This window comes from Pseudomonas sp. App30 (assembly GCF_047947025.1).
Classification (GTDB): Bacteria; Pseudomonadota; Gammaproteobacteria; order Pseudomonadales; family Pseudomonadaceae; genus Aquipseudomonas.
This window is the reverse complement of record NZ_CP133165.1, coordinates 2,517,174-2,534,897: the sequence shown is the minus strand read 5'-3', so window position 1 is coordinate 2,534,897 and position 17,724 is coordinate 2,517,174. Positions and strand designations below refer to the sequence as shown.

Below are 17,724 nucleotides of genomic sequence, written 5' to 3'. Positions count from 1 at the left end.
TCTCCAGTTCTTGTTCTTGTTATGGCGAAAACGCATCGTGGCGTCTTGCGCGGCAGGCCCATGGCGGACCTGTCGTGGCTCGATCCTAGGGGCTCAACCTTTCGCCAACCTTTCAGCCGAAAATTGCCCTTCGCAGCCCTTCACAGCCGTGGATCGGGGCGTACACTGCCGCGTCGATACCTACAACAAGAGATACCTGACCATGCGCGTCCTACTTGCCGAAGACCACTTGCCGCTGGCTGAAAGCGTGGCCCAGGCGCTCAAGCATACCGGCCTGACGGTGGATGTGCTGCACGACGGCGTGGCCGCCGACCTGGCGCTGGGCAGCGAGGAGTACGCCCTGGCCGTGCTCGACGTCGGCCTGCCGCGCATGGACGGTTTCGAGGTGCTGGCGCGCCTGCGCGGGCGTGGCAAGCACCTGCCGGTGCTGATGCTGACCGCGCGCAGCGACGTCAAGGACCGCGTCCACGGCCTCAACCTGGGCGCCGACGACTACCTGGCCAAGCCCTTTGAGCTCAGCGAGCTGGAGGCGCGGGTCAAGGCGCTGTTGCGCCGCAGCGTGCTGGGTGGCGAGCGCCAGCAGCGCTGCGGCGCGCTGGTGTACGACCTGGAGACCCGGCGCTTCACCCTCGGCGATGAGTTGCTGACCCTGACCTCTCGCGAGCAGGCCGTGCTCGAAGCCCTGATCGCCCGGCCGGGGCGGGTGATGAGCAAGGAACAGCTGGCGGCCCAGGTGTTCGGCCTGGACGAGGAGGCCAGCGCCGACGCCATCGAGATCTACGTGCACCGCCTGCGCAAGAAACTCGATGGCCAGGCCGTGGCCATCGTCACCTTCCGCGGCCTGGGCTACTTGCTCGAAGGTCGCGATGCGTAAGCTCGACAGCCTGCGCGGGCGCCTGCTGTGGAACCTGGCGTTGCTGCTGGTGGTGCTGATGCTGGCCAGCGGCCTGAGCGCCTACTGGAACGGCCGCGAGGCCGCCGACACCGCCTACGACCGCACCCTGCTGGCGTCGGCGCGGACCATCGCTGCCGGCCTGTCCCAGCGGGACGGCAGCCTGAGCGCCGACGTGCCCTACGTGGCGCTGGACACCTTCGCCTACGACAGCGCCGGGCGCATCTACTACCAGGTCAACGACATTCACCAGCAGCTGATCTCGGGCTACGAAAACCTGCCGGCACCGCCGCCGGGCACGCCGCGCACCGACGACTACCCGGCGCTGGCGCGTTTCTACAACGGCCGCTACCTGGGCCAGGACGTGCGCGTGGTCAGCCTGCTCAAGGCGGTCAGCGAGCCGGAAATGAACGGTATGGCCGAGATTCGCGTGGCCGAGACCGAGGAGGCGCGCATCCGCATGGCCCGCGGGCTGATGGCCGACACGCTGCTGCGCCTGGGCATGCTGGGGCTGGGCGCGCTGATGCTGGTGTGGTACGCGGTCAGCGCCGCGCTACGCCCGCTGGAACGCTTGCGCGCCGAGGTTGAAGCACGCCAGCCTGATGACCTGCGGCCGCTGCCAGAGGTCAGCGTGCAGCGCGAACTGGTGCCGCTGGTGGCCTCGCTCAACCACTTCACCGAACGCCTGCGCGGGCAGTTCGAGCGCCAGGCGCAGTTTATCGCCGACGCCGCCCACGAGCTGCGCACGCCGCTGGCAGCGCTGAAGGCGCGCATTGCCCTGGGCCAGCGGGCCGAGCAGGGCGAGGTGTGGCGCCAGACCCTGGACGCCGCCGGCCAGGACGCCGACCGCCTGACCCACCTGGCCAACCAGCTGCTGTCCATGGCGCGGGTGGAGAACGGTGCCCGCGCCATCGCCGAGGGCGGCGCCCAGCGCTTGGACCTGAGCCAAGTGGCCCGCGAACTGGGCATGGCCATGGCGCCCCTGGCCCATGCCCGTGGCGTGGCCCTGGCGCTGGAGGCCGAGCAGCCGGTGTGGCTGCGCGGCGAGCCGACGCTGCTCAACGAGCTGCTCAGCAACCTGCTGGATAATGCCCTGGCGCACACGCCGGTGGGCGGCAACGTGATCTTGCGGGTCAGCGCCCCGGCCGTGCTGGAAGTCGAAGACGACGGGCCGGGTATTCCCGAGGGCGAGCGGGGGAAGGTGTTCGAGCGTTTCTACCGGCGCAGCGCCAAGGGCTCGGGGTTGGGCCTGGCGATCGTCGGCGAGATCTGCAAGGCCCACCGGGCGCAGATCAGCCTGCACGATGGCGCGCAGACCGGCTTGAAGGTGCGGGTGAGTTTTGTCGCCGATTAGCGGAACATCGCCATCGCTGCGTCCAGCTCGAGCCTGTCCAGCGGCACTTCGTCGCCCACGCCCAGGTGCTGGTAGGCCGCCAGGTCAGGCAGGCGATGGACGTCATGCTGGCGCAGCAGCCGGGCGATCTGGATCAGCCCCGTGTAGTCCAGCTGAACGCTGGGGCGGTTGAGGTCGAGGTATTCGCCCGGCACCTGCACCAGCGCCTGGGAAAATTCCCACTCGGCGAGGATCTTGCTGCCCAGCACCGGCTGGATGCGCTCGATGACGTGGTTCAGGCACACCGGGTCGGCCAGCAGCTCATTGTGCTCTTCGGCGTAGGTGAGAATCGGCAGCACGCCGATCTGGTGCACCAGGCCGGCCAGCGCCGCCTGGTCCGGCTTGAGCCGGGTGTAGCGGCGGCAAAGCTCGTAGCTGATGCCGGCCACTTCCAGGCTGGCCTTCCACACCTCATGCAGCTTGGCCTGCACCACGGGTGCGCGGGCGTTGAAGATCTGCTCGATCACCAGGCCAATGGCCAGGTTGCTGCTGTAGTTGATGCCCAGGCGGTTGATGGCGCCGGTCAGGTCGGTGACTTCCTGGGTGGCGCGCAGCATCGGGCTGTTGACCACCTTGATCAGCCGCGCCGCCAACGCCGGGTCGCGACCGATGACCTTGCCCAGGGCAGGAATGCTGATATCGACGTCCTCGGCGGCCTCGCGAATCTGCAAGGCCACTTCGGGCAGGGTGGGCAGCACCAGGTCATCGTTGGCGATGGCCGTCAGCAAATGCTCTTGGACTGTCTCGGCCAGCTCGCTCATGGGGACTTCCTGGACGCGGTCGCGGGGGCGGGGCAATGTAGCCTAGCGTTGGATCTCGCGGTCGCGATCCAGTTCATACGGCAGGTCCAGCAGGCTCAGGCGCGGGCCTTCCGGGCTGCCCAGGTGCAGGTTGCCGTCTTCCACGGCGTCGGCCTGCAGCACGGCCAGCAGCTCCACGCCTTGCTCGGCAGCGGCCGCCAGGGCCACTTCGCCCACGGCGCTGGCGTGGTTGGGCGAGAACAATGCGGTGCCTGGCGCCGGCGGCTGGCCGTCAGCCAGCGACAGGCGGTACAGGCGGCGCTTGAGCTTGCCCAGGTACTGCATGCGCGCCACGATTTCCTGGCCGGTGTAGCAGCCTTTCTTGAAGCTGACGCCACCCACGGCCTGCAGGTTGAGCATCTGCGGAATGAACGTCTCGCGGGTTTCCGGCATCACCTGGGCGATACCGGCGCGCACCTGGCCCAGCAGCCAGGCGTCCAGCTCGCCCTGGGGCAGGTGCTGCGCAAGCTGCTGGCGCACGGCCTCGGCCTGCTCGGCTGGCACCCACAGCTCGGCACGCTGGGGCGACACGCGCACGGCGATCAACGCTTCGTTGCGGGTGGCGACGTTGCTCTCTTCGCCCAGTTCCAGGCCCAGGGCCGCCAGCGCCGGCTGGCCGTCGACCAGGCCGAAGCGCACCCAGGCGTCACTTTCGTCGGTGAGCTTGGACTTGGAGAACACCGCGTACTTCTTCAGGTCCGCCAGTTGCGGCTCCACCAGCTCGCGGGCCATGGCCAGCAGCACGCCATCGCCTTGCAGCAGGATGCGGAAGCTGGACTGCATGCGGCCCTTCTGGGTACAACGCGCGCCCAGGCTGGCGTACTGCTCGGTGAGGTAGTTGATGTTGCAGGTCAATTGACCCTGCAGGAACTTGCCGGCATCGGAGCCGCGTACGGCGAGGACGCCTTCGTGGGACAGCGCGCAGAAAAAAGCAGAATTGGCCATGGGGCATCGCAAGGGCTAAAAGACTGGGCTCCATCATAGAGCGCTGCCGGGAAAATAGGTAGGTGACTATGGTTGAACAGCGTGTTGGTGCCGGACGCCGCCTGCGGCAGCTGCTACGGGTTGGAGGTGTGCCGCAGGCCGGCGCCGAACCGGATCGGTGGCACCCCGCATCCGGATTGGCGACACCCCACACACCTGTAGCAGCGGCCGCAGGCCGCGTCCCGCGCACCCCACACATATATAGACATGCGTCCAAGTGCCGCGCGGCGCAGGTCGCTGTATACTGCGCGCCTATTTGAGGAGCGCTCCATGGTCGAAGATATTGAACTCAACCGGCTCTACTGGCATAGCCGCCGCGGCATGCTGGAGCTTGACGTGTTGCTGGTGCCTTTCGTCAAGGAGGTGTACCCCAGCCTCAATGACGTGGACCGCGAATGCTACCGCCGCCTGCTGGAATGCGAAGACCAGGACATGTTCGGCTGGTTCATGGAACGCACCGAATCCGAGGACCCGGAGCTGCAGCGCATGGTTCGCATGATCCTGGACCGTGTCCAGCCCAAGTAAGCTGTTCCATTGCCGCTGGCACGCCTCGCGGCGATTGCTGGCGGCCTACCTGGCGGCATTGGGGCTGGCTCTGTTCAGCCTGGTGCTGCTCGATGCGCCGTTCGCCTGGCGTGGCCTGGGCATGTTGATGTGCCTGGCCCACGCCGCCTGGCACCTGCCCCGCAGCCTTCTGCTCAGCCACCCCCGCGCCTGGCGCGCCCTGCGCCGTGATGCCGGCGGCTGGGCGCTGTGGAACCGTGGCCAGGGCTGGCAGGCGGTGCAACTGCTGCCCGACAGCATGGCGTTGCCGGGCCTGGTGCTGCTGCGCTTCCGCCTGCCGGGGCAGTGGTGGCCGCGCAGCCTGTGCCTGCCCGCCGACACCCTGGGCACCGACGAGCATCGGCGCCTGCGGGTGCGGCTCAAGTTCAGTCGTCGAAGGTGGGCGGCACCAGGATAGTGTCCAGCGCCTCGGGCAGCATCTCCGGGTAATCGAGCGTGTAGTGCAGCCCGCGGCTTTCCTTGCGCTGCATGGCCGAGCGGATCATCAACTCGGCCACCTGGGCCAGGTTGCGCAGCTCGATCAGGTCGCGGCTGACTTTATAGTTGCTGTAGAACTCGTCGATCTCGTCCAGCAGCAACCGCACCCGATGCTCGGCACGTTGCAGGCGCTTGGTGGTGCGCACGATACCCACGTAGTCCCACATGAAGCGCCGCAGCTCGTCCCAGTTGTGGGCGATGATCACGTCTTCGTCCGAATCGGTCACCTGGCTGGCGTCCCACTGCGGCAGGCGCTCGGGCAGCGCGGTATGCGGCAGTTGCTCGACGATGTGCGCGGCGGCGGAGCGGCCGTACACGAAGCATTCGAGCAACGAGTTGCTGGCCATGCGGTTGGCGCCGTGCAGGCCGGTGAAGGTGGTTTCGCCGATGGCGTACAGGCCGGGCACGTCGGTGCAGCCGTGCTGGTCGATCATCACGCCGCCGCATGTGTAGTGCGCGGCCGGCACCACCGGGATGGGCTGGCGGGTGATGTCGATGCCGAAGGCCAGGCAACGCTCGTACACAGTGGGGAAGTGGCTGGTGACGAACTCGGCCGGCTTGTGGCTGATGTCGAGGAACACGCAGTCCACGCCCAGGCGCTTCATTTCATGGTCGATGGCGCGGGCGACGATGTCCCGTGGCGCCAGCTCGGCGCGCGGGTCGAAGCGTGGCATGAAGCGTTCGCCGTTGGGCAGTTTCAGCACCGCGCCTTCGCCGCGCAGGGCCTCGGTCACCAGGAAGCTCTTGGCCTGGGGGTGGTAAAGGCAGGTGGGGTGGAACTGGTTGAATTCCAGGTTGGCCACCCGGCAGCCGGCGCGCCAGGCCATGGCAATGCCGTCGCCGCAGGCGCCGTCGGGGTTGCTGGTATAGAGGTAGACCTTGGCCGCGCCGCCGGTGGCGAGGATGGTGAAGCGCGCGCCGAAGGTGTCGACCTCGCCGGTGTTGCGGTCCAGCACGTAGGCGCCCAGGCAGCGGTCGCCGGCCAGGCCCAGGCGCCGCTCGGTGATCAGGTCGACCGCCACGCGCTGTTCCAGCAGCTCGATGTTGGGCCGCAGGCGGGCCTGGGCCAGCAACGTCCGGAAGATCGCCGCGCCGGTGGCGTCGGCAGCGTGGATGATGCGCCGGTGGCTGTGGCCGCCCTCGCGGGTCAAGTGGAACTCGAAGCTGTTCTCGTCGTGGGCCGGGTCGTCGTCACGGGTGAACGGCACGCCCTGGTCGATCAGCCACTGGATGGCCTCGCGGCTGTGCTCCACGGTGAAGCGCACCGCGTCTTCATGGCACAGGCCGCCGCCGGCGTTGAGGGTGTCCTCGACGTGGGACTGCACGGTGTCGGTGTCGTCGAGCACCGCGGCCACGCCGCCCTGGGCCCAGAAGGTGGAGCCGTTGGACAGGTCGCCCTTGCTCAGTACCGCAATGCGCAAATGCCCGGGCAAGGTCAGGGCCAGGCTAAGCCCGGCGGCACCGCTGCCAATCACTAGAACGTCGTGTTGATACTGCTGGCTCATGTCTTTATTCCGCGGGGGCGACTATTGTTTTCGGCGCAGTCTCCTCCAAGCGGCCCTGCGCGCGCAATCCTCACTTCGTAGCGGTTGGTACAGGACGCCGCCTTTGGCAGCTGCTACTGGCGCATGAGCATCGCGGATCGGTCATGGGCTACTAGTATATAGAGGGGGGTATCGGCACAATAGCCAAGCCTTCATGGCGTTGTGGAACTATACCGTTGGTCGGGCTATCTGATACACGAACCGACGGATGGGGCGCTTGCGCCTGATCGACCGGGCTTGAGCCTTGTTTCATGGCTGAAACACCGGCGGTCAACGCACAATCGCGCAATGTCCGCGGGCGATCCCTGCAAATACCGGGAACTTTATTCAACACCCCGGTATCCATAGACGGTCGCCCATGAGAAGGGAAACGGCGTCGGCTTTATGTGGGGCTGAAGTCGCTGGCCACTGCAAGCGGATTCGACGACAAGATTATTGACGCAGCCGGCCATGACCGCGCTGCGGTTTTCGTGCAGGTCAAATCATGGCGTGCAGGAAACTTGCTTGGAGGGGAGAACTTTTGCGAAAAGCCCGAGTCTATGATTGCAAGCCTGAACGATGGCTTAAGCAATGCTCCTCCCGGCTCAACGAGGAGTGTTCATGCTAACCCAGGAAGAGGATCAGCAACTGGTCGAGCGTGTTCAACGCGGCGACCGGCGAGCTTTCGATCTGTTGGTGCTGAAATACCAGCACAAGATTCTCGGGTTGATCGTGCGATTCGTGCACGACACCCATGAAGCCCAGGACGTGGCGCAAGAGGCCTTTATCAAGGCGTATCGGGCGCTTGGCAATTTCCGCGGTGACAGTGCCTTTTATACATGGCTGTACCGCATCGCCATCAACACGGCGAAAAACTACCTGGTGTCCCGCGGTCGTCGGCCGCCAGATAGCGATGTAAGTTCCGAGGATGCCGAGTTCTACGACGGCGATCATGGCCTCAAGGATCTGGAGTCTCCGGAGCGCTCCCTGTTACGAGATGAGATCGAGGGCACCGTCCACCGGACCATCCAGCAACTGCCAGAAGATTTGCGTACGGCGTTAACTTTACGTGAATTCGACGGTCTGAGTTACGAGGACATTGCCAGCGTCATGCAATGCCCGGTGGGTACCGTGCGATCTCGGATTTTCCGCGCTCGGGAGGCCATAGATAAAGCCCTGCAGCCTTTGTTGCAGGAAACCTGAGACAGCGGCGACAGCCAAGAGAGGAACCGCCATGAGTCGTGAAGCTTTGCAGGAATCGCTGTCCGCGGTGATGGATAACGAAGCGGACGAACTGGAACTGCGCAGGGTCATCAACGCCCTGGAAGATCCAGAAACACGTGCAACCTGGAATCGCTACCAGATTGCCCGTGCGGTAATGCACAAGGACTTGCTCGACCCACGCCTGGACCTGGCCACCGCCGTATCGGCAGCCATTGCCGAGGAAATCGCACCGGTCAAGGCCACTCGTGGTCCATGGCGCAGCCTGGGCCGCCTGGCCGTGGCAGCCTCGGTCACCGTGGCGGTGTTGGCAGGCGTGCGCCTGTACAACCAGGACGAAATCGCCGGCAACCAGCTGGCCCAGCAGCAACCGGCTACCCAGCAGGCACCTTCCGTGCCGCAGGTGCAGGGCCCGGCCGTGCTGGCAGGCTACACTGAGAGCAACGACCAGAGCACTGGCCCCATGGCCAACGGTGTTCTGCAAGGTCAGGCTGGCATGCATGACCAGCGCTTGCCAGGCTACCTGCGCCAACACGCCCAGGAAGCTGCGTTGAAAGGGACCGAAAGCGCGTTGCCATACGCACGTGCCGCGAGCCTTGAAAACCGCTAAGGAGGACCATGCGCGCCATACCGCTACTACCGCTATTGCTCGGTTCCTGTCTGAGCGTCCCGGCCTTCGCGGCCAGCGACGCTTCGCAGTGGCTTAACCGCCTGGCCCAGGCCGAGCAGCAGCAGAGCTTCCAGGGTACCTTCGTCTACGAACGCAACGGCAGTTTCACCACCCACGACATCTGGCATCGCGCCCAGAACGGCAAGGTCAGCGAGCGGCTGTTGCAGCTCGATGGCTCGGCCCAGGAAGTCGTGCGCGTGGATGGCCGTACCCAGTGCGTGAGTGGCGCCCTGGTTCCCGGTGTGAGCGAGACGCCTGATTCCTCTGGCCGCGTGCTCGACCCCCTCAAGCTGATGTCCTGGTACGACCTTGCTGTCGCGGGGCAATCACGCGTGGCCGGGCGCGATGCCACCATCGTTACGCTGACCCCCAAGGATCAGCACCGCTACGGTTTCGAATTGCACCTGGACAGCAAGACTGGCCTGCCGCTCAAGTCGTTGTTGCTCGACGACAAGGGGCGCCTGCTGGAACGCTTCCAGTTCACCCGCCTGGACACCGACGTGCCCACGGATGCGGAGCTGGCTGCCAGCGACAACTGCAAGCCCCTGGGGCCGGCCGTTGTCGCCCAGGCCTCGGCGCCCGCCGCCGGCCATTGGCGTTCGGACTGGCTGCCGCCGGGCTTCGAGTTGGCCGGCAGTTCCTCGCGCAAGGACCCCGACACCAAGACCACCGTCAGCAGCCTGATGTATGACGATGGCCTGGCGCGCTTCTCGGTGTTCCTCGAGCCGCTCAATGGCAGCGTCGGGGCTGACACCCGCACGCAGCTGGGGCCGACCTCGGCCGTGTCGCGGCGCCTCACCACCCCCAATGGGGAAGTGATGGTCACCGTGGTGGGTGAGATTCCCATCGGCACCGCCGAGCGCATCGCCTTGTCGATGCGTGCCCAAGACGCCCAGGCGAAGAATTGAGGCGCCTGTGCTGAGCAGGAGTGGGCGTGCAGGGAGCGCGTCACATAGTGCGTCACGGCATCCGTTACAAAGGATGACGAAATGAAACTTCTGTCAGTCAGGTTGCAAAACCCCCTGAATTTTTCTATAGGTCAGACCCTCAAGGGTCTGGCCTTGTCTGCTGTTTCAGGATCGCCACTGCCGACACCCCCGGACCCGGACATTGCCTTGCGGCAGTGCCCGGGTTTTGTGCGTCTGGCGAACCCACTTGCTAAACCTAGCTCGTTAAATACGGGAGCCGTATGTCGATACTACGCTTGAAGCATTACCTGACCGTGTGCGCCGCCGTGCTGATGCTCGGCCAGGTCGTTACCGCCCAGGCCGAGGCGCTGCCTGACTTCACCAACCTGGTGGAGCAGGCCTCGCCCGCGGTAGTCAACATCAGTACCACCCAGAAGCTGCCCGACCGCAGCGCCGGCGCCGGCGACATGCCGGACCTGGACGACCTGCCCCCGGCCTTCCGCGACTTCTTCCGCAACATGCCGCGTTCGCCGCGCAGCCCCAAGGGCGGTGATCGCCAGCGTGAGGCCCAGTCGCTGGGCTCGGGCTTCATCATCTCGCCCGACGGCTATGTGCTGACCAACAACCACGTGATCGCCGACGCCGATGAAATCATCGTGCGCCTGTCCGACCGCAGCGAACTGAAAGCCAAGCTGGTGGGCACCGACCCGCGCACCGACGTGGCCCTGCTGAAAATCGACGGCAAGAACCTGCCTACGGTCAAACTGGGTGATTCCGACAAACTGAAGGTGGGTGAGTGGGTGCTGGCCATCGGCTCGCCGTTCGGCTTCGATCACTCGGTCACCAAGGGCATCGTCAGCGCCAAGGGCCGTACCCTGCCCAACGACGCCTACGTGCCGTTCATCCAGACCGACGTGGCCATCAACCCGGGCAACTCCGGCGGCCCACTGTTCAACATGAACGGCGAGGTGGTGGGTATCAACTCGCAGATCTTCACCCGCTCCGGTGGCTTCATGGGCCTGTCGTTCGCGATCCCGATCGACGTGGCCATGGACGTGTCCGACCAGCTGAAGAAAGACGGCAAGGTCAGCCGCGGCTGGCTGGGCGTGGTCATCCAGGAAGTGAACAAGGACCTGGCTGAATCCTTCGGCCTGGACAAGCCGGCCGGCGCCCTGGTGGCGCAGATGGTCGAGGACGGCCCTGCGGCCAAGTCCGGCCTGCAGGTGGGTGATGTGATCCTGAGCATGAACGGCCAGCCGATCGTCATGTCGGCAGACCTGCCGCACCTGGTGGGCGGCCTCAAGGCCGGCGCCAAGGCCAGCCTGGAGGTGGTGCGCGAGGGCAAGCGCAAGACCATCGACGTGACCGTCGGTGCCATGCCGGCCAATGACGACGACATCCTCGCCGGTGGCGCCGCCAAGTCCCAGGCCGAGAGCAACAGCAACCGCCTGGGCGTCTCGGTGGCCGACCTGACCGCCGATCAGAAAAAGTCCCTGGACCTGCAAAGCGGCGTGGTCATCAAGGACGTGCAGGACGGCCCTGCAGCGCTGATCGGCCTGCAGCCGGGTGACGTCATCACCCACCTGAACAACCAGGCCATCGGTTCGGCGAAGGAGTTCACCGACATCGCCAAGGGCCTGCCGAAGAACCGCTCGGTGTCCATGCGCGTGCTGCGCCAGGGCCGTGCAAGCTTCATCACCTTCAAGCTGAGCGAGTGATAAGCTGGCGTTGAAACAGGGGAGGGCGGCCGGTGGGCCGCCCTTTTTTGTGAGCGGATGTCGATGGGGGTGGGCTTCCCCAGGATGTTCATGATCAACCGTCTCCCACATCGCCCCGTAATTCAGGTACAATTCCCGGCTATTTTTCGTTGGGCGTCCGGCCCGCAGCCTTTTTGAGTGTTGATCCGTGAGTGATTTGAGTCATATCCGCAATTTCTCCATCATCGCCCACATTGACCATGGCAAGTCGACGCTGGCCGATCGGTTCATCCAGATGTGCGGCGGCCTGGCCGATCGCGAGATGGAAGCTCAGGTGCTGGACTCCATGGACCTGGAGCGTGAGCGTGGCATCACCATCAAGGCCCACAGCGTCACGCTGCATTACAAGGCGCAGGACGGCAAGACCTACCAGCTGAACTTCATCGACACCCCCGGCCACGTCGACTTCACCTATGAAGTCAGCCGTTCGCTGGCCGCCTGCGAGGGCGCGCTGCTGGTGGTCGATGCCGGTCAAGGCGTGGAGGCCCAGTCGGTCGCCAACTGCTACACCGCCATCGAGCAGGGCCTGGAAGTCATGCCCGTGCTGAACAAGATGGACCTGCCCCAGGCCGACCCCGATCGCGTCAAGGACGAGATCGAGAAGGTCATCGGCATCGACGCCACCGACGCCGTGGCCTGCAGCGCCAAGAGCGGCATGGGCGTGCTCGACGTGCTCGAGCGCCTGGTCCAGGACATTCCGGCCCCTACCGGCAACATCGAAGATCCGCTGCAAGCGTTGATCATCGACTCCTGGTTCGACAACTACCTGGGCGTCGTCTCCCTGGTACGCGTGCGCCACGGCCGCGTGAAGAAGGGCGACAAGATCCTGGTCAAGTCCACCGGCAAGGTGCACCTGGTCGACAGCGTGGGCGTGTTCACCCCCAAGCACACCGCCACCGCCGACCTGAAAGCGGGCGAAGTGGGCTTCATCATCGCCAGCATCAAGGACATCCACGGCGCGCCGGTGGGTGACACCCTGACCCTGAGCAGCACCCCGGACGTGCCGGTGCTGCCTGGTTTCAAGCGCATCCAGCCACAGGTCTACGCCGGCCTGTTCCCGGTCAGCTCCGAAGACTTCGAAGACTTCCGCGACGCGCTGTCCAAGCTGACCCTCAACGACTCGTCGTTGCAGTACCTGCCGGAAAGCTCCGACGCCCTGGGCTTCGGTTTCCGCTGTGGCTTCCTGGGCATGCTGCACATGGAAATCATCCAGGAGCGCCTGGAGCGCGAGTACGACCTGGACCTGATCACCACCGCGCCAAGCGTAATCTTCGAGGTGGTGCTGAAAACCGGCGAGACCATCTACGTCGACAACCCGTCGAAGCTGCCTGATGTGTCCTCGGTGGAAGATTTCCGCGAGCCGATCGTGGCCGCTACTATCCTTGTGCCTCAAGAGCACCTGGGCAACGTCATTACCCTGTGCATCGAGAAGCGTGGCGTGCAGCGCGACATGCAGTTCCTCGGCAGCCAGGTGCAGGTGCGCTACGACCTGCCGATGAACGAGGTGGTGCTGGACTTCTTCGACCGCCTGAAATCCACCAGCCGCGGCTATGCTTCCCTGGACTACCATTTCGATCGCTACCAGTCGGCCAACCTGGTCAAGCTGGACGTGCTGATCAACGGTGACAAGGTTGACGCCCTGGCCCTGATCGTTCACCGCGACAACGCCCACTACAAGGGCCGCGCGCTGACCGAGAAGATGAAAGAACTGATTCCTCGGCAGATGTTCGACGTTGCGATCCAGGCCGCCATCGGCGGGCAGATCGTGGCCCGGACCACTGTCAAGGCGCTCAGAAAGAACGTACTGGCCAAATGCTATGGCGGTGACGTCAGCCGTAAGCGCAAGCTTCTGGAGAAGCAGAAGGCCGGTAAGAAACGCATGAAACAGGTCGGTAACGTGGAAATTCCACAAGAAGCCTTCCTCGCCGTGCTCAGGTTGGATAGTTAGGTCCTATGTCTCTAAATTTCCCGCTGTTGTTGGTCATTGCTGTCGCCGTCTGCGGTTTGCTGGCCCTGTTCGATCTGGTCTTCCTGGCTTCGCGCCGCAAGACCGCGATCGCAACCTACCAGGGTAGTGTCAGCGAGCCGGACCCGGTGGTGCTCGAGCAGTTGAACAAGGAACCGGCGCTGGTCGAATACGGCAAGTCGTTCTTCCCGGTGCTGTTCATCGTGCTGGTGCTGCGCTCGTTCCTGGTCGAACCCTTCCAGATCCCGTCGGGTTCCATGAAGCCGACCCTGGAAGTGGGTGATTTCATCCTGGTCAACAAGTTCTCCTACGGCATCCGCCTGCCGGTGATCGACCAGAAGATCATCCAGATCGGTGACCCGCAGCGTGGCGATGTCATGGTGTTCCGCTACCCAAGCGACCCGAACGTCAACTACATCAAACGCGTCATTGGCCTGCCGGGCGACAAGATCCGCTACACCAATGACAAGCGCCTGTACGTCAACGACCAGCTGGTGGCCGAGCAACTGCTGGGCGAAGAGCCCAACAGCCTGGGCACCGCCGAGCTGTATCAGGAAAAACTCGGCGACGTCGAGCACCTGATCCGCAAGGAAATGGGCCGTTACCACATGCCGCCGGACAATCAATGGACCGTGCCTGCCGGGCACTACTTCATGATGGGCGACAACCGCGACAACTCCAACGACAGCCGTTACTGGGATGACCCGCGTATTCCCAAGGAACTGCTGGGCATGGTCCCGGACCGCAATATCGTCGGCAAGGCCTTCGCGGTCTGGATGAGCTGGCCGGAGCCGAAGATGAGCCACTTGCCGAACTTCTCGCGAGTCGGGCTGATCAAGTAACACCAGGCGGCGCTGTCCAGTGGACAGCGCCGAATGCTTTTCAGGCGGCAGCAGGGATGGAGAGCTTGAGCATGAACGCAGCCAGTTCGCAGAAAGGTATTTCGCTGCTGGGAGGGCTGGTACTGCTGGCCATACTGGGGTTTGTCGCCAGTACGGCCTTCAAGGTGCTGCCGCACTATTTCGACTACTGGACGATGAAGAAGATCATCGAATCGGCAGCGACCGACAAGGCGGAGAAAATCGACACGGTTGGTGATTTCTACAACCATGTGGACAAGGGCATGAGTGTCAATAACATCCGTGACCTGCAAGCCCGCAACATCATGAAAGTGACACTGGACGACGACGTGTTCGCCGCCCATTTGCAATACGAACAGCGTGAGCCACTGATCGGCAACGTCGATCTGGTGGTGAAATTTGACCACGAATTCAGCGTGCGTAAACCGTGAGTGTTTCCTTGAGCCGTCTCGAGCGTCAGCTCGGCTATACCTTTAAAGACCAGGACCTGATGGTGCTGGCCTTGACTCACCGCAGCTTCGCCGGGCGCAACAATGAGCGCCTGGAGTTCCTCGGTGATGCCATCCTCAACTTCGTGGCCGGTGAATCGTTGTTCGAACGTTTCCCCCAGGCCCGCGAAGGCCAGCTGTCGCGCCTGCGCGCCCGGCTGGTGAAAGGCGAGACCCTGGCCGTACTGGCCCGTGGTTTCGACCTGGGCGAATACCTGCGCCTGGGCAGCGGTGAATTGAAGAGCGGCGGTTTCCGTCGCGAATCGATCCTGGCCGATGCCCTGGAAGCGCTGATTGGTGCCATCTACCTGGATTCGGGCATGGAAGTGGCCCGCGAGCGTGTGCTGTCCTGGCTGACCAGCGAGTTCGACAGCCTGACGCTGGTGGACACCAACAAGGACCCGAAAACCCGCCTGCAGGAATACCTGCAGTCGCGTGGTTGCGAACTGCCGCGTTACGAAGTGGTGGATATCCAGGGCGAACCGCATTGCCGGACGTTTTTCGTCGAATGTGAAGTGACCCTTTTGAACGAAAAAAGCCGAGGTCAGGGTGTGAGCCGTCGTATTGCCGAACAGGTAGCGGCCGCTTCAGCCCTGATTGCCCTGGGCGTGGAGAATGGCAATGACTGATACAACCCCAACCCGCTGTGGCTATGTCGCAATCGTCGGCCGCCCGAACGTGGGCAAGTCCACGCTGCTCAACCACATCCTGGGCCAGAAGCTGGCGATCACCTCGCGCAAGCCGCAGACCACCCGCCACAACATGCTGGGCATCAAGACCGAAGGCGAGATCCAGGCCATCTACGTCGACACCCCCGGCATGCACAAGAGCAACGAAAAGGCGCTCAACCGCTACATGAACAAGACCGCCTCGGCGGCCTTGAAAGACGTGGACGTGGTGATCTTCGTGGTGGACCGCACCAAGTGGACCGACGAAGACCAGTTGGTGCTGGAGCGCGTGCAGTACGTGCAGGGCCCGGTGATCCTGGCCATCAACAAGACCGACCGCATCGAGGACAAGGCCGAGCTGATGCCGCACCTGGCCTGGTTGCAGGAACAGCTGCCCAACGCCGAGATCGTCCCGGTGTCGGCCCAGCAGGGTCACAACCTCGACGCCCTGGAAGGCCTGATCGCCAAGCACCTGCCGGAAAACGATCACTTCTTCCCGGAAGACCAGATCACCGACCGCAGCAGCCGCTTCCTGGCCGCCGAACTGGTACGCGAGAAGATCATGCGCCAGCTGGGCGCCGAGCTGCCGTACCAGATCACCGTCGAGATCGAAGAGTTCAAGCAGCAGGGCAAGACCCTGCACATCCACGCCCTGATCCTGGTGGAGCGTGATGGTCAGAAGAAGATCATCATTGGCGACAAGGGCGAGCGCATCAAGCGCATCGGCATGGAAGCGCGCAAGGACATGGAGCTGCTGTTCGACTCCAAGGTCATGCTCAACCTGTGGGTGAAAGTGAAAGGCGGCTGGTCCGACGACGAACGCGCCCTGCGCTCGCTGGGTTACGGCGACCTCTGATCTGCGCCACATTCCCCCTTGGGGGAATGGTTTTTTGTGGGAGCTGGCTTGCCAGCGAGCTTTTGAGGCCCGAAAGCTCGCTGGCAAGCCAGCTCCCACAATTGTTTGGAACGCCTGAAACCGAGTGCCGACCCATGTCCACCCTCGTCCTTTACCCCGCCTACGTCCTGCACTCGCGCCCCTACCGCGAGAACAGCGCCCTGGTCGACTTCCTCACCCCGGGCGGCCGCCTGCGCGCCGTGCTGCGCAGCGCCCGGGGCAAGGCCGGCAGCCTGGCGCGGCCGTTCGTGCCGCTGGAAGTGGAGTTCCGTGGCAAGGGTGAGCTGAAGAACGTCGGGCGCATGGAAGCGGTGGGCGTGGCCTCCTGGATGGTCGGCGACGCGCTGTTCAGCGGCCTGTACCTGAACGAACTGCTGACCCGCCTGCTGCCGGCCGAAGACCCCAACCAGGTGATCTACGACAGCTACGCCGCCACTTTGCAGGCGCTGGCCGCCGGCCTGCCGCTGGAGCCGCTGCTGCGCGCGTTCGAATGGCGGCTGCTGGACGAGCTGGGCTACGGCTTCGCCATGGACAGCGACGTCAACGGCGACCCGGTGGAGGCCGACGGCCTGTACCGCCTGCAGGTGGACGCCGGCCTTGAGCGCGTGTGGCTGATCCAGCCCGGCCTGTTCAAGGGCAGCGAGCTGCTGGCCATGGCCGAAGCCGACTGGACTGCCCCCGGCGCATTGAGCGCTGCCAAGCGCCTGATGCGCCAGGCGCTGGCCGTGCACCTGGGCGGTCGTCCGCTGGTCAGTCGGGAACTGTTTCGCAAGCCGTGAGCACCACGTATCCTTGGGGTCTCAATTCCAAGGAGCGCTCCCGTGACCACCAGCAATCGCATTCTTCTCGGCGTCAACATCGACCACGTGGCAACCCTGCGTCAGGCCCGCGGCACCCGCTACCCTGACCCGGTCAAGGCTGCGCTGGACGCCGAAGAGGCGGGCGCCGACGGCATCACCGTGCACCTGCGCGAAGACCGCCGGCACATCCAGGAACGCGACGTGCTGCTGCTCAAGGACGTGCTGCAGACGCGCATGAATTTCGAAATGGGCGTTACCGAAGAGATGCTGGCGTTCGCCGAACGCATCCGTCCGGCCCACGTGTGCCTGGTGCCGGAAACCCGCCAGGAGCTGACCACCGAAGGCGGCCTCGACGTGGCCGGCCAGGAAGCGCGTATCCAGGCGGCGGTAGAGCGCCTGAGCAAGATCGGCTGTGAAGTGTCGCTGTTCATTGACGCCGACGAGCGCCAGATCGCTGCCTCCAAGCGCGTGGGCGCGCCGGCCATCGAGCTGCACACCGGCCGTTACGCCGATGCCGAGACTCCGGCTGAGGTGGCTGAAGAGCTCAAGCGCATCGCCGATGGCGTGGCGTTCGGCGTGGCCCAGGGGCTGATCGTCAATGCCGGCCATGGCCTGCACTACCACAACGTGGAAGCGGTGGCGGCCATCAAGGGCATCAACGAGCTGAACATCGGCCACGCGCTGGTGGCCCATGCGTTGTTTGTTGGCTTCAAGGCGGCGGTGAGCGAGATGAAGCAGCTGATCGTGGCTGCTGCTCGCTGATTGCGTAGGCCTTGGACGCGGCCTTCGGCCGCTGCTACGGGTTGCGGTTTCGGACGCGGCCTTCGGCCGCTGCTACGGGAGGGGGAGGGCACAATC

General features: G+C 64.5%; 18 protein-coding genes. 15 read left to right on the top strand and 3 right to left on the bottom strand.

Features of this window, described 5'->3' with window-relative positions:
- Nucleotides 1-202 precede the first annotated feature (202 nt).
- Nucleotides 203-874 (top strand): response regulator, encoded by a 672-nt coding sequence (locus RAM80_RS11705; RefSeq protein ID WP_416426632.1) that lies wholly within the window; start codon nucleotides 203-205, stop codon nucleotides 872-874.
- On the top strand, nucleotides 867-2,246 hold the full coding sequence (locus RAM80_RS11700; protein WP_416426630.1) for a sensor histidine kinase: 1,380 nt from the start codon (nucleotides 867-869) through the stop codon (nucleotides 2,244-2,246). The genes RAM80_RS11705 and RAM80_RS11700 overlap by 8 nt, the downstream gene beginning before the upstream one ends.
- Here RAM80_RS11700 and RAM80_RS11695 read toward each other — a convergent pair.
- Nucleotides 2,243-3,046, bottom strand: coding sequence for an HDOD domain-containing protein (locus RAM80_RS11695; RefSeq protein ID WP_416426628.1), 804 nt, complete (start codon nucleotides 3,044-3,046; stop codon nucleotides 2,243-2,245). The genes RAM80_RS11700 and RAM80_RS11695 overlap by 4 nt on opposite strands.
- Nucleotides 3,047-3,088: 42 nt before the next feature.
- Nucleotides 3,089-4,030, bottom strand: a complete 942-nt coding sequence (locus tag RAM80_RS11690; protein ID WP_416426627.1) for a YgfZ/GcvT domain-containing protein — start codon at nucleotides 4,028-4,030, stop codon at nucleotides 3,089-3,091.
- 309 nt (nucleotides 4,031-4,339) lie between these two features.
- On the opposite strand from RAM80_RS11690, the gene RAM80_RS11685 reads away from it, so the two are divergent.
- Both RAM80_RS11685 and RAM80_RS11680 read left to right on the top strand, forming a co-directional pair.
- Nucleotides 4,340-4,594 carry a succinate dehydrogenase assembly factor 2 gene (locus RAM80_RS11685; RefSeq protein WP_027976992.1) on the top strand — a complete coding sequence of 85 codons (255 nt, stop codon included), beginning with the start codon at nucleotides 4,340-4,342 and terminating at the stop codon, nucleotides 4,592-4,594.
- A complete protein-coding gene (locus RAM80_RS11680) occupies nucleotides 4,578-5,030 on the top strand; it encodes a protein YgfX (RefSeq protein ID WP_416426625.1) in 453 nt (150 codons plus the stop codon). The genes RAM80_RS11685 and RAM80_RS11680 overlap by 17 nt, the downstream gene beginning before the upstream one ends.
- Here RAM80_RS11680 and nadB read toward each other — a convergent pair.
- Nucleotides 4,999-6,615, bottom strand: a complete 1,617-nt coding sequence (gene nadB / locus RAM80_RS11675) for an L-aspartate oxidase (protein WP_416426622.1) — start codon at nucleotides 6,613-6,615, stop codon at nucleotides 4,999-5,001. The genes RAM80_RS11680 and nadB overlap by 32 nt on opposite strands.
- 639 nt (nucleotides 6,616-7,254) lie before the next feature.
- Between nadB and rpoE the strand changes: the two genes are divergently transcribed.
- The 11 genes from rpoE (at nucleotide 7,255) to pdxJ (ending at nucleotide 17,628) form a co-directional block, all read left to right on the top strand.
- Nucleotides 7,255-7,836 carry an RNA polymerase sigma factor RpoE gene (gene rpoE, locus RAM80_RS11670; protein WP_003252049.1) on the top strand — a complete coding sequence of 194 codons (582 nt, stop codon included), beginning with the start codon at nucleotides 7,255-7,257 and terminating at the stop codon, nucleotides 7,834-7,836.
- A 31-nt stretch (nucleotides 7,837-7,867) separates the two neighbouring features.
- Nucleotides 7,868-8,464, top strand: a complete 597-nt coding sequence (locus tag RAM80_RS11665; RefSeq protein ID WP_416426620.1) for a sigma-E factor negative regulatory protein — start codon at nucleotides 7,868-7,870, stop codon at nucleotides 8,462-8,464.
- A gap of 8 nt (nucleotides 8,465-8,472) precedes the next feature.
- A complete protein-coding gene (locus tag RAM80_RS11660) occupies nucleotides 8,473-9,432 on the top strand; it encodes a MucB/RseB C-terminal domain-containing protein (protein ID WP_416426618.1) in 960 nt (319 codons plus the stop codon).
- A 332-nt stretch (nucleotides 9,433-9,764) separates the two neighbouring features.
- Nucleotides 9,765-11,150, top strand: coding sequence for a DegQ family serine endoprotease (locus tag RAM80_RS11655; RefSeq protein ID WP_416427461.1), 1,386 nt, complete (start codon nucleotides 9,765-9,767; stop codon nucleotides 11,148-11,150).
- A gap of 187 nt (nucleotides 11,151-11,337) precedes the next feature.
- Nucleotides 11,338-13,137: a translation elongation factor 4 gene (gene lepA, locus RAM80_RS11650; RefSeq protein WP_416426616.1), complete on the top strand. Its 1,800-nt coding sequence runs from the start codon at nucleotides 11,338-11,340 to the stop codon at nucleotides 13,135-13,137.
- A 5-nt stretch (nucleotides 13,138-13,142) separates the two neighbouring features.
- Entirely contained in the window at nucleotides 13,143-13,997 is an 855-nt protein-coding gene (gene lepB / locus RAM80_RS11645; protein ID WP_416426614.1) for a signal peptidase I, read from the top strand.
- Nucleotides 13,998-14,068: 71 nt separating this feature from the next.
- Complete coding sequence (locus tag RAM80_RS11640) at nucleotides 14,069-14,446, top strand: DUF4845 domain-containing protein (RefSeq protein WP_416426613.1); 378 nt, start codon at nucleotides 14,069-14,071, stop codon at nucleotides 14,444-14,446.
- On the top strand, nucleotides 14,443-15,132 hold the full coding sequence (rnc, locus tag RAM80_RS11635; RefSeq protein WP_416426612.1) for a ribonuclease III: 690 nt from the start codon (nucleotides 14,443-14,445) through the stop codon (nucleotides 15,130-15,132). The genes RAM80_RS11640 and rnc overlap by 4 nt, the downstream gene beginning before the upstream one ends.
- Nucleotides 15,125-16,027 (top strand): GTPase Era, encoded by a 903-nt coding sequence (gene era / locus RAM80_RS11630; RefSeq protein WP_416426610.1) that lies wholly within the window; start codon nucleotides 15,125-15,127, stop codon nucleotides 16,025-16,027. Before rnc ends, era begins: the two co-directional genes overlap by 8 nt.
- 134 nt (nucleotides 16,028-16,161) lie before the next feature.
- Nucleotides 16,162-16,845: a DNA repair protein RecO gene (recO, locus tag RAM80_RS11625; RefSeq protein WP_416426608.1), complete on the top strand. Its 684-nt coding sequence runs from the start codon at nucleotides 16,162-16,164 to the stop codon at nucleotides 16,843-16,845.
- Between the two features lie 42 nt (nucleotides 16,846-16,887).
- Entirely contained in the window at nucleotides 16,888-17,628 is a 741-nt protein-coding gene (gene pdxJ / locus RAM80_RS11620) for a pyridoxine 5'-phosphate synthase (RefSeq protein WP_416426606.1), read from the top strand.
- Nucleotides 17,629-17,724: the final 96 nt, after the last annotated feature.

Bases quoted from the DNA above. Each gene is read 5' to 3' on its own strand.
- RAM80_RS11705 (WP_416426632.1), top strand. From the start codon at position 203: ATGCGCGTCCTACTTGCCGAAGACCACTTGCCGCTGGCTGAAAGCGTG.
- RAM80_RS11700 (WP_416426630.1), top strand. From the start codon at position 867: ATGCGTAAGCTCGACAGCCTGCGCGGGCGCCTGCTGTGGAACCTGGCG.
- RAM80_RS11695 (WP_416426628.1), bottom strand. From the start codon at position 3,046: ATGAGCGAGCTGGCCGAGACAGTCCAAGAGCATTTGCTGACGGCCATC.
- RAM80_RS11690 (WP_416426627.1), bottom strand. From the start codon at position 4,030: ATGGCCAATTCTGCTTTTTTCTGCGCGCTGTCCCACGAAGGCGTCCTC.
- RAM80_RS11685 (WP_027976992.1), top strand. From the start codon at position 4,340: ATGGTCGAAGATATTGAACTCAACCGGCTCTACTGGCATAGCCGCCGC.
- nadB (WP_416426622.1), bottom strand. From the start codon at position 6,615: ATGAGCCAGCAGTATCAACACGACGTTCTAGTGATTGGCAGCGGTGCC.
- rpoE (WP_003252049.1), top strand. From the start codon at position 7,255: ATGCTAACCCAGGAAGAGGATCAGCAACTGGTCGAGCGTGTTCAACGC.
- RAM80_RS11665 (WP_416426620.1), top strand. From the start codon at position 7,868: ATGAGTCGTGAAGCTTTGCAGGAATCGCTGTCCGCGGTGATGGATAAC.
- RAM80_RS11660 (WP_416426618.1), top strand. From the start codon at position 8,473: ATGCGCGCCATACCGCTACTACCGCTATTGCTCGGTTCCTGTCTGAGC.
- RAM80_RS11655 (WP_416427461.1), top strand. From the start codon at position 9,765: ATGCTCGGCCAGGTCGTTACCGCCCAGGCCGAGGCGCTGCCTGACTTC.
- lepB (WP_416426614.1), top strand. From the start codon at position 13,143: ATGTCTCTAAATTTCCCGCTGTTGTTGGTCATTGCTGTCGCCGTCTGC.
- RAM80_RS11640 (WP_416426613.1), top strand. From the start codon at position 14,069: ATGAACGCAGCCAGTTCGCAGAAAGGTATTTCGCTGCTGGGAGGGCTG.
- era (WP_416426610.1), top strand. From the start codon at position 15,125: ATGACTGATACAACCCCAACCCGCTGTGGCTATGTCGCAATCGTCGGC.
- recO (WP_416426608.1), top strand. From the start codon at position 16,162: ATGTCCACCCTCGTCCTTTACCCCGCCTACGTCCTGCACTCGCGCCCC.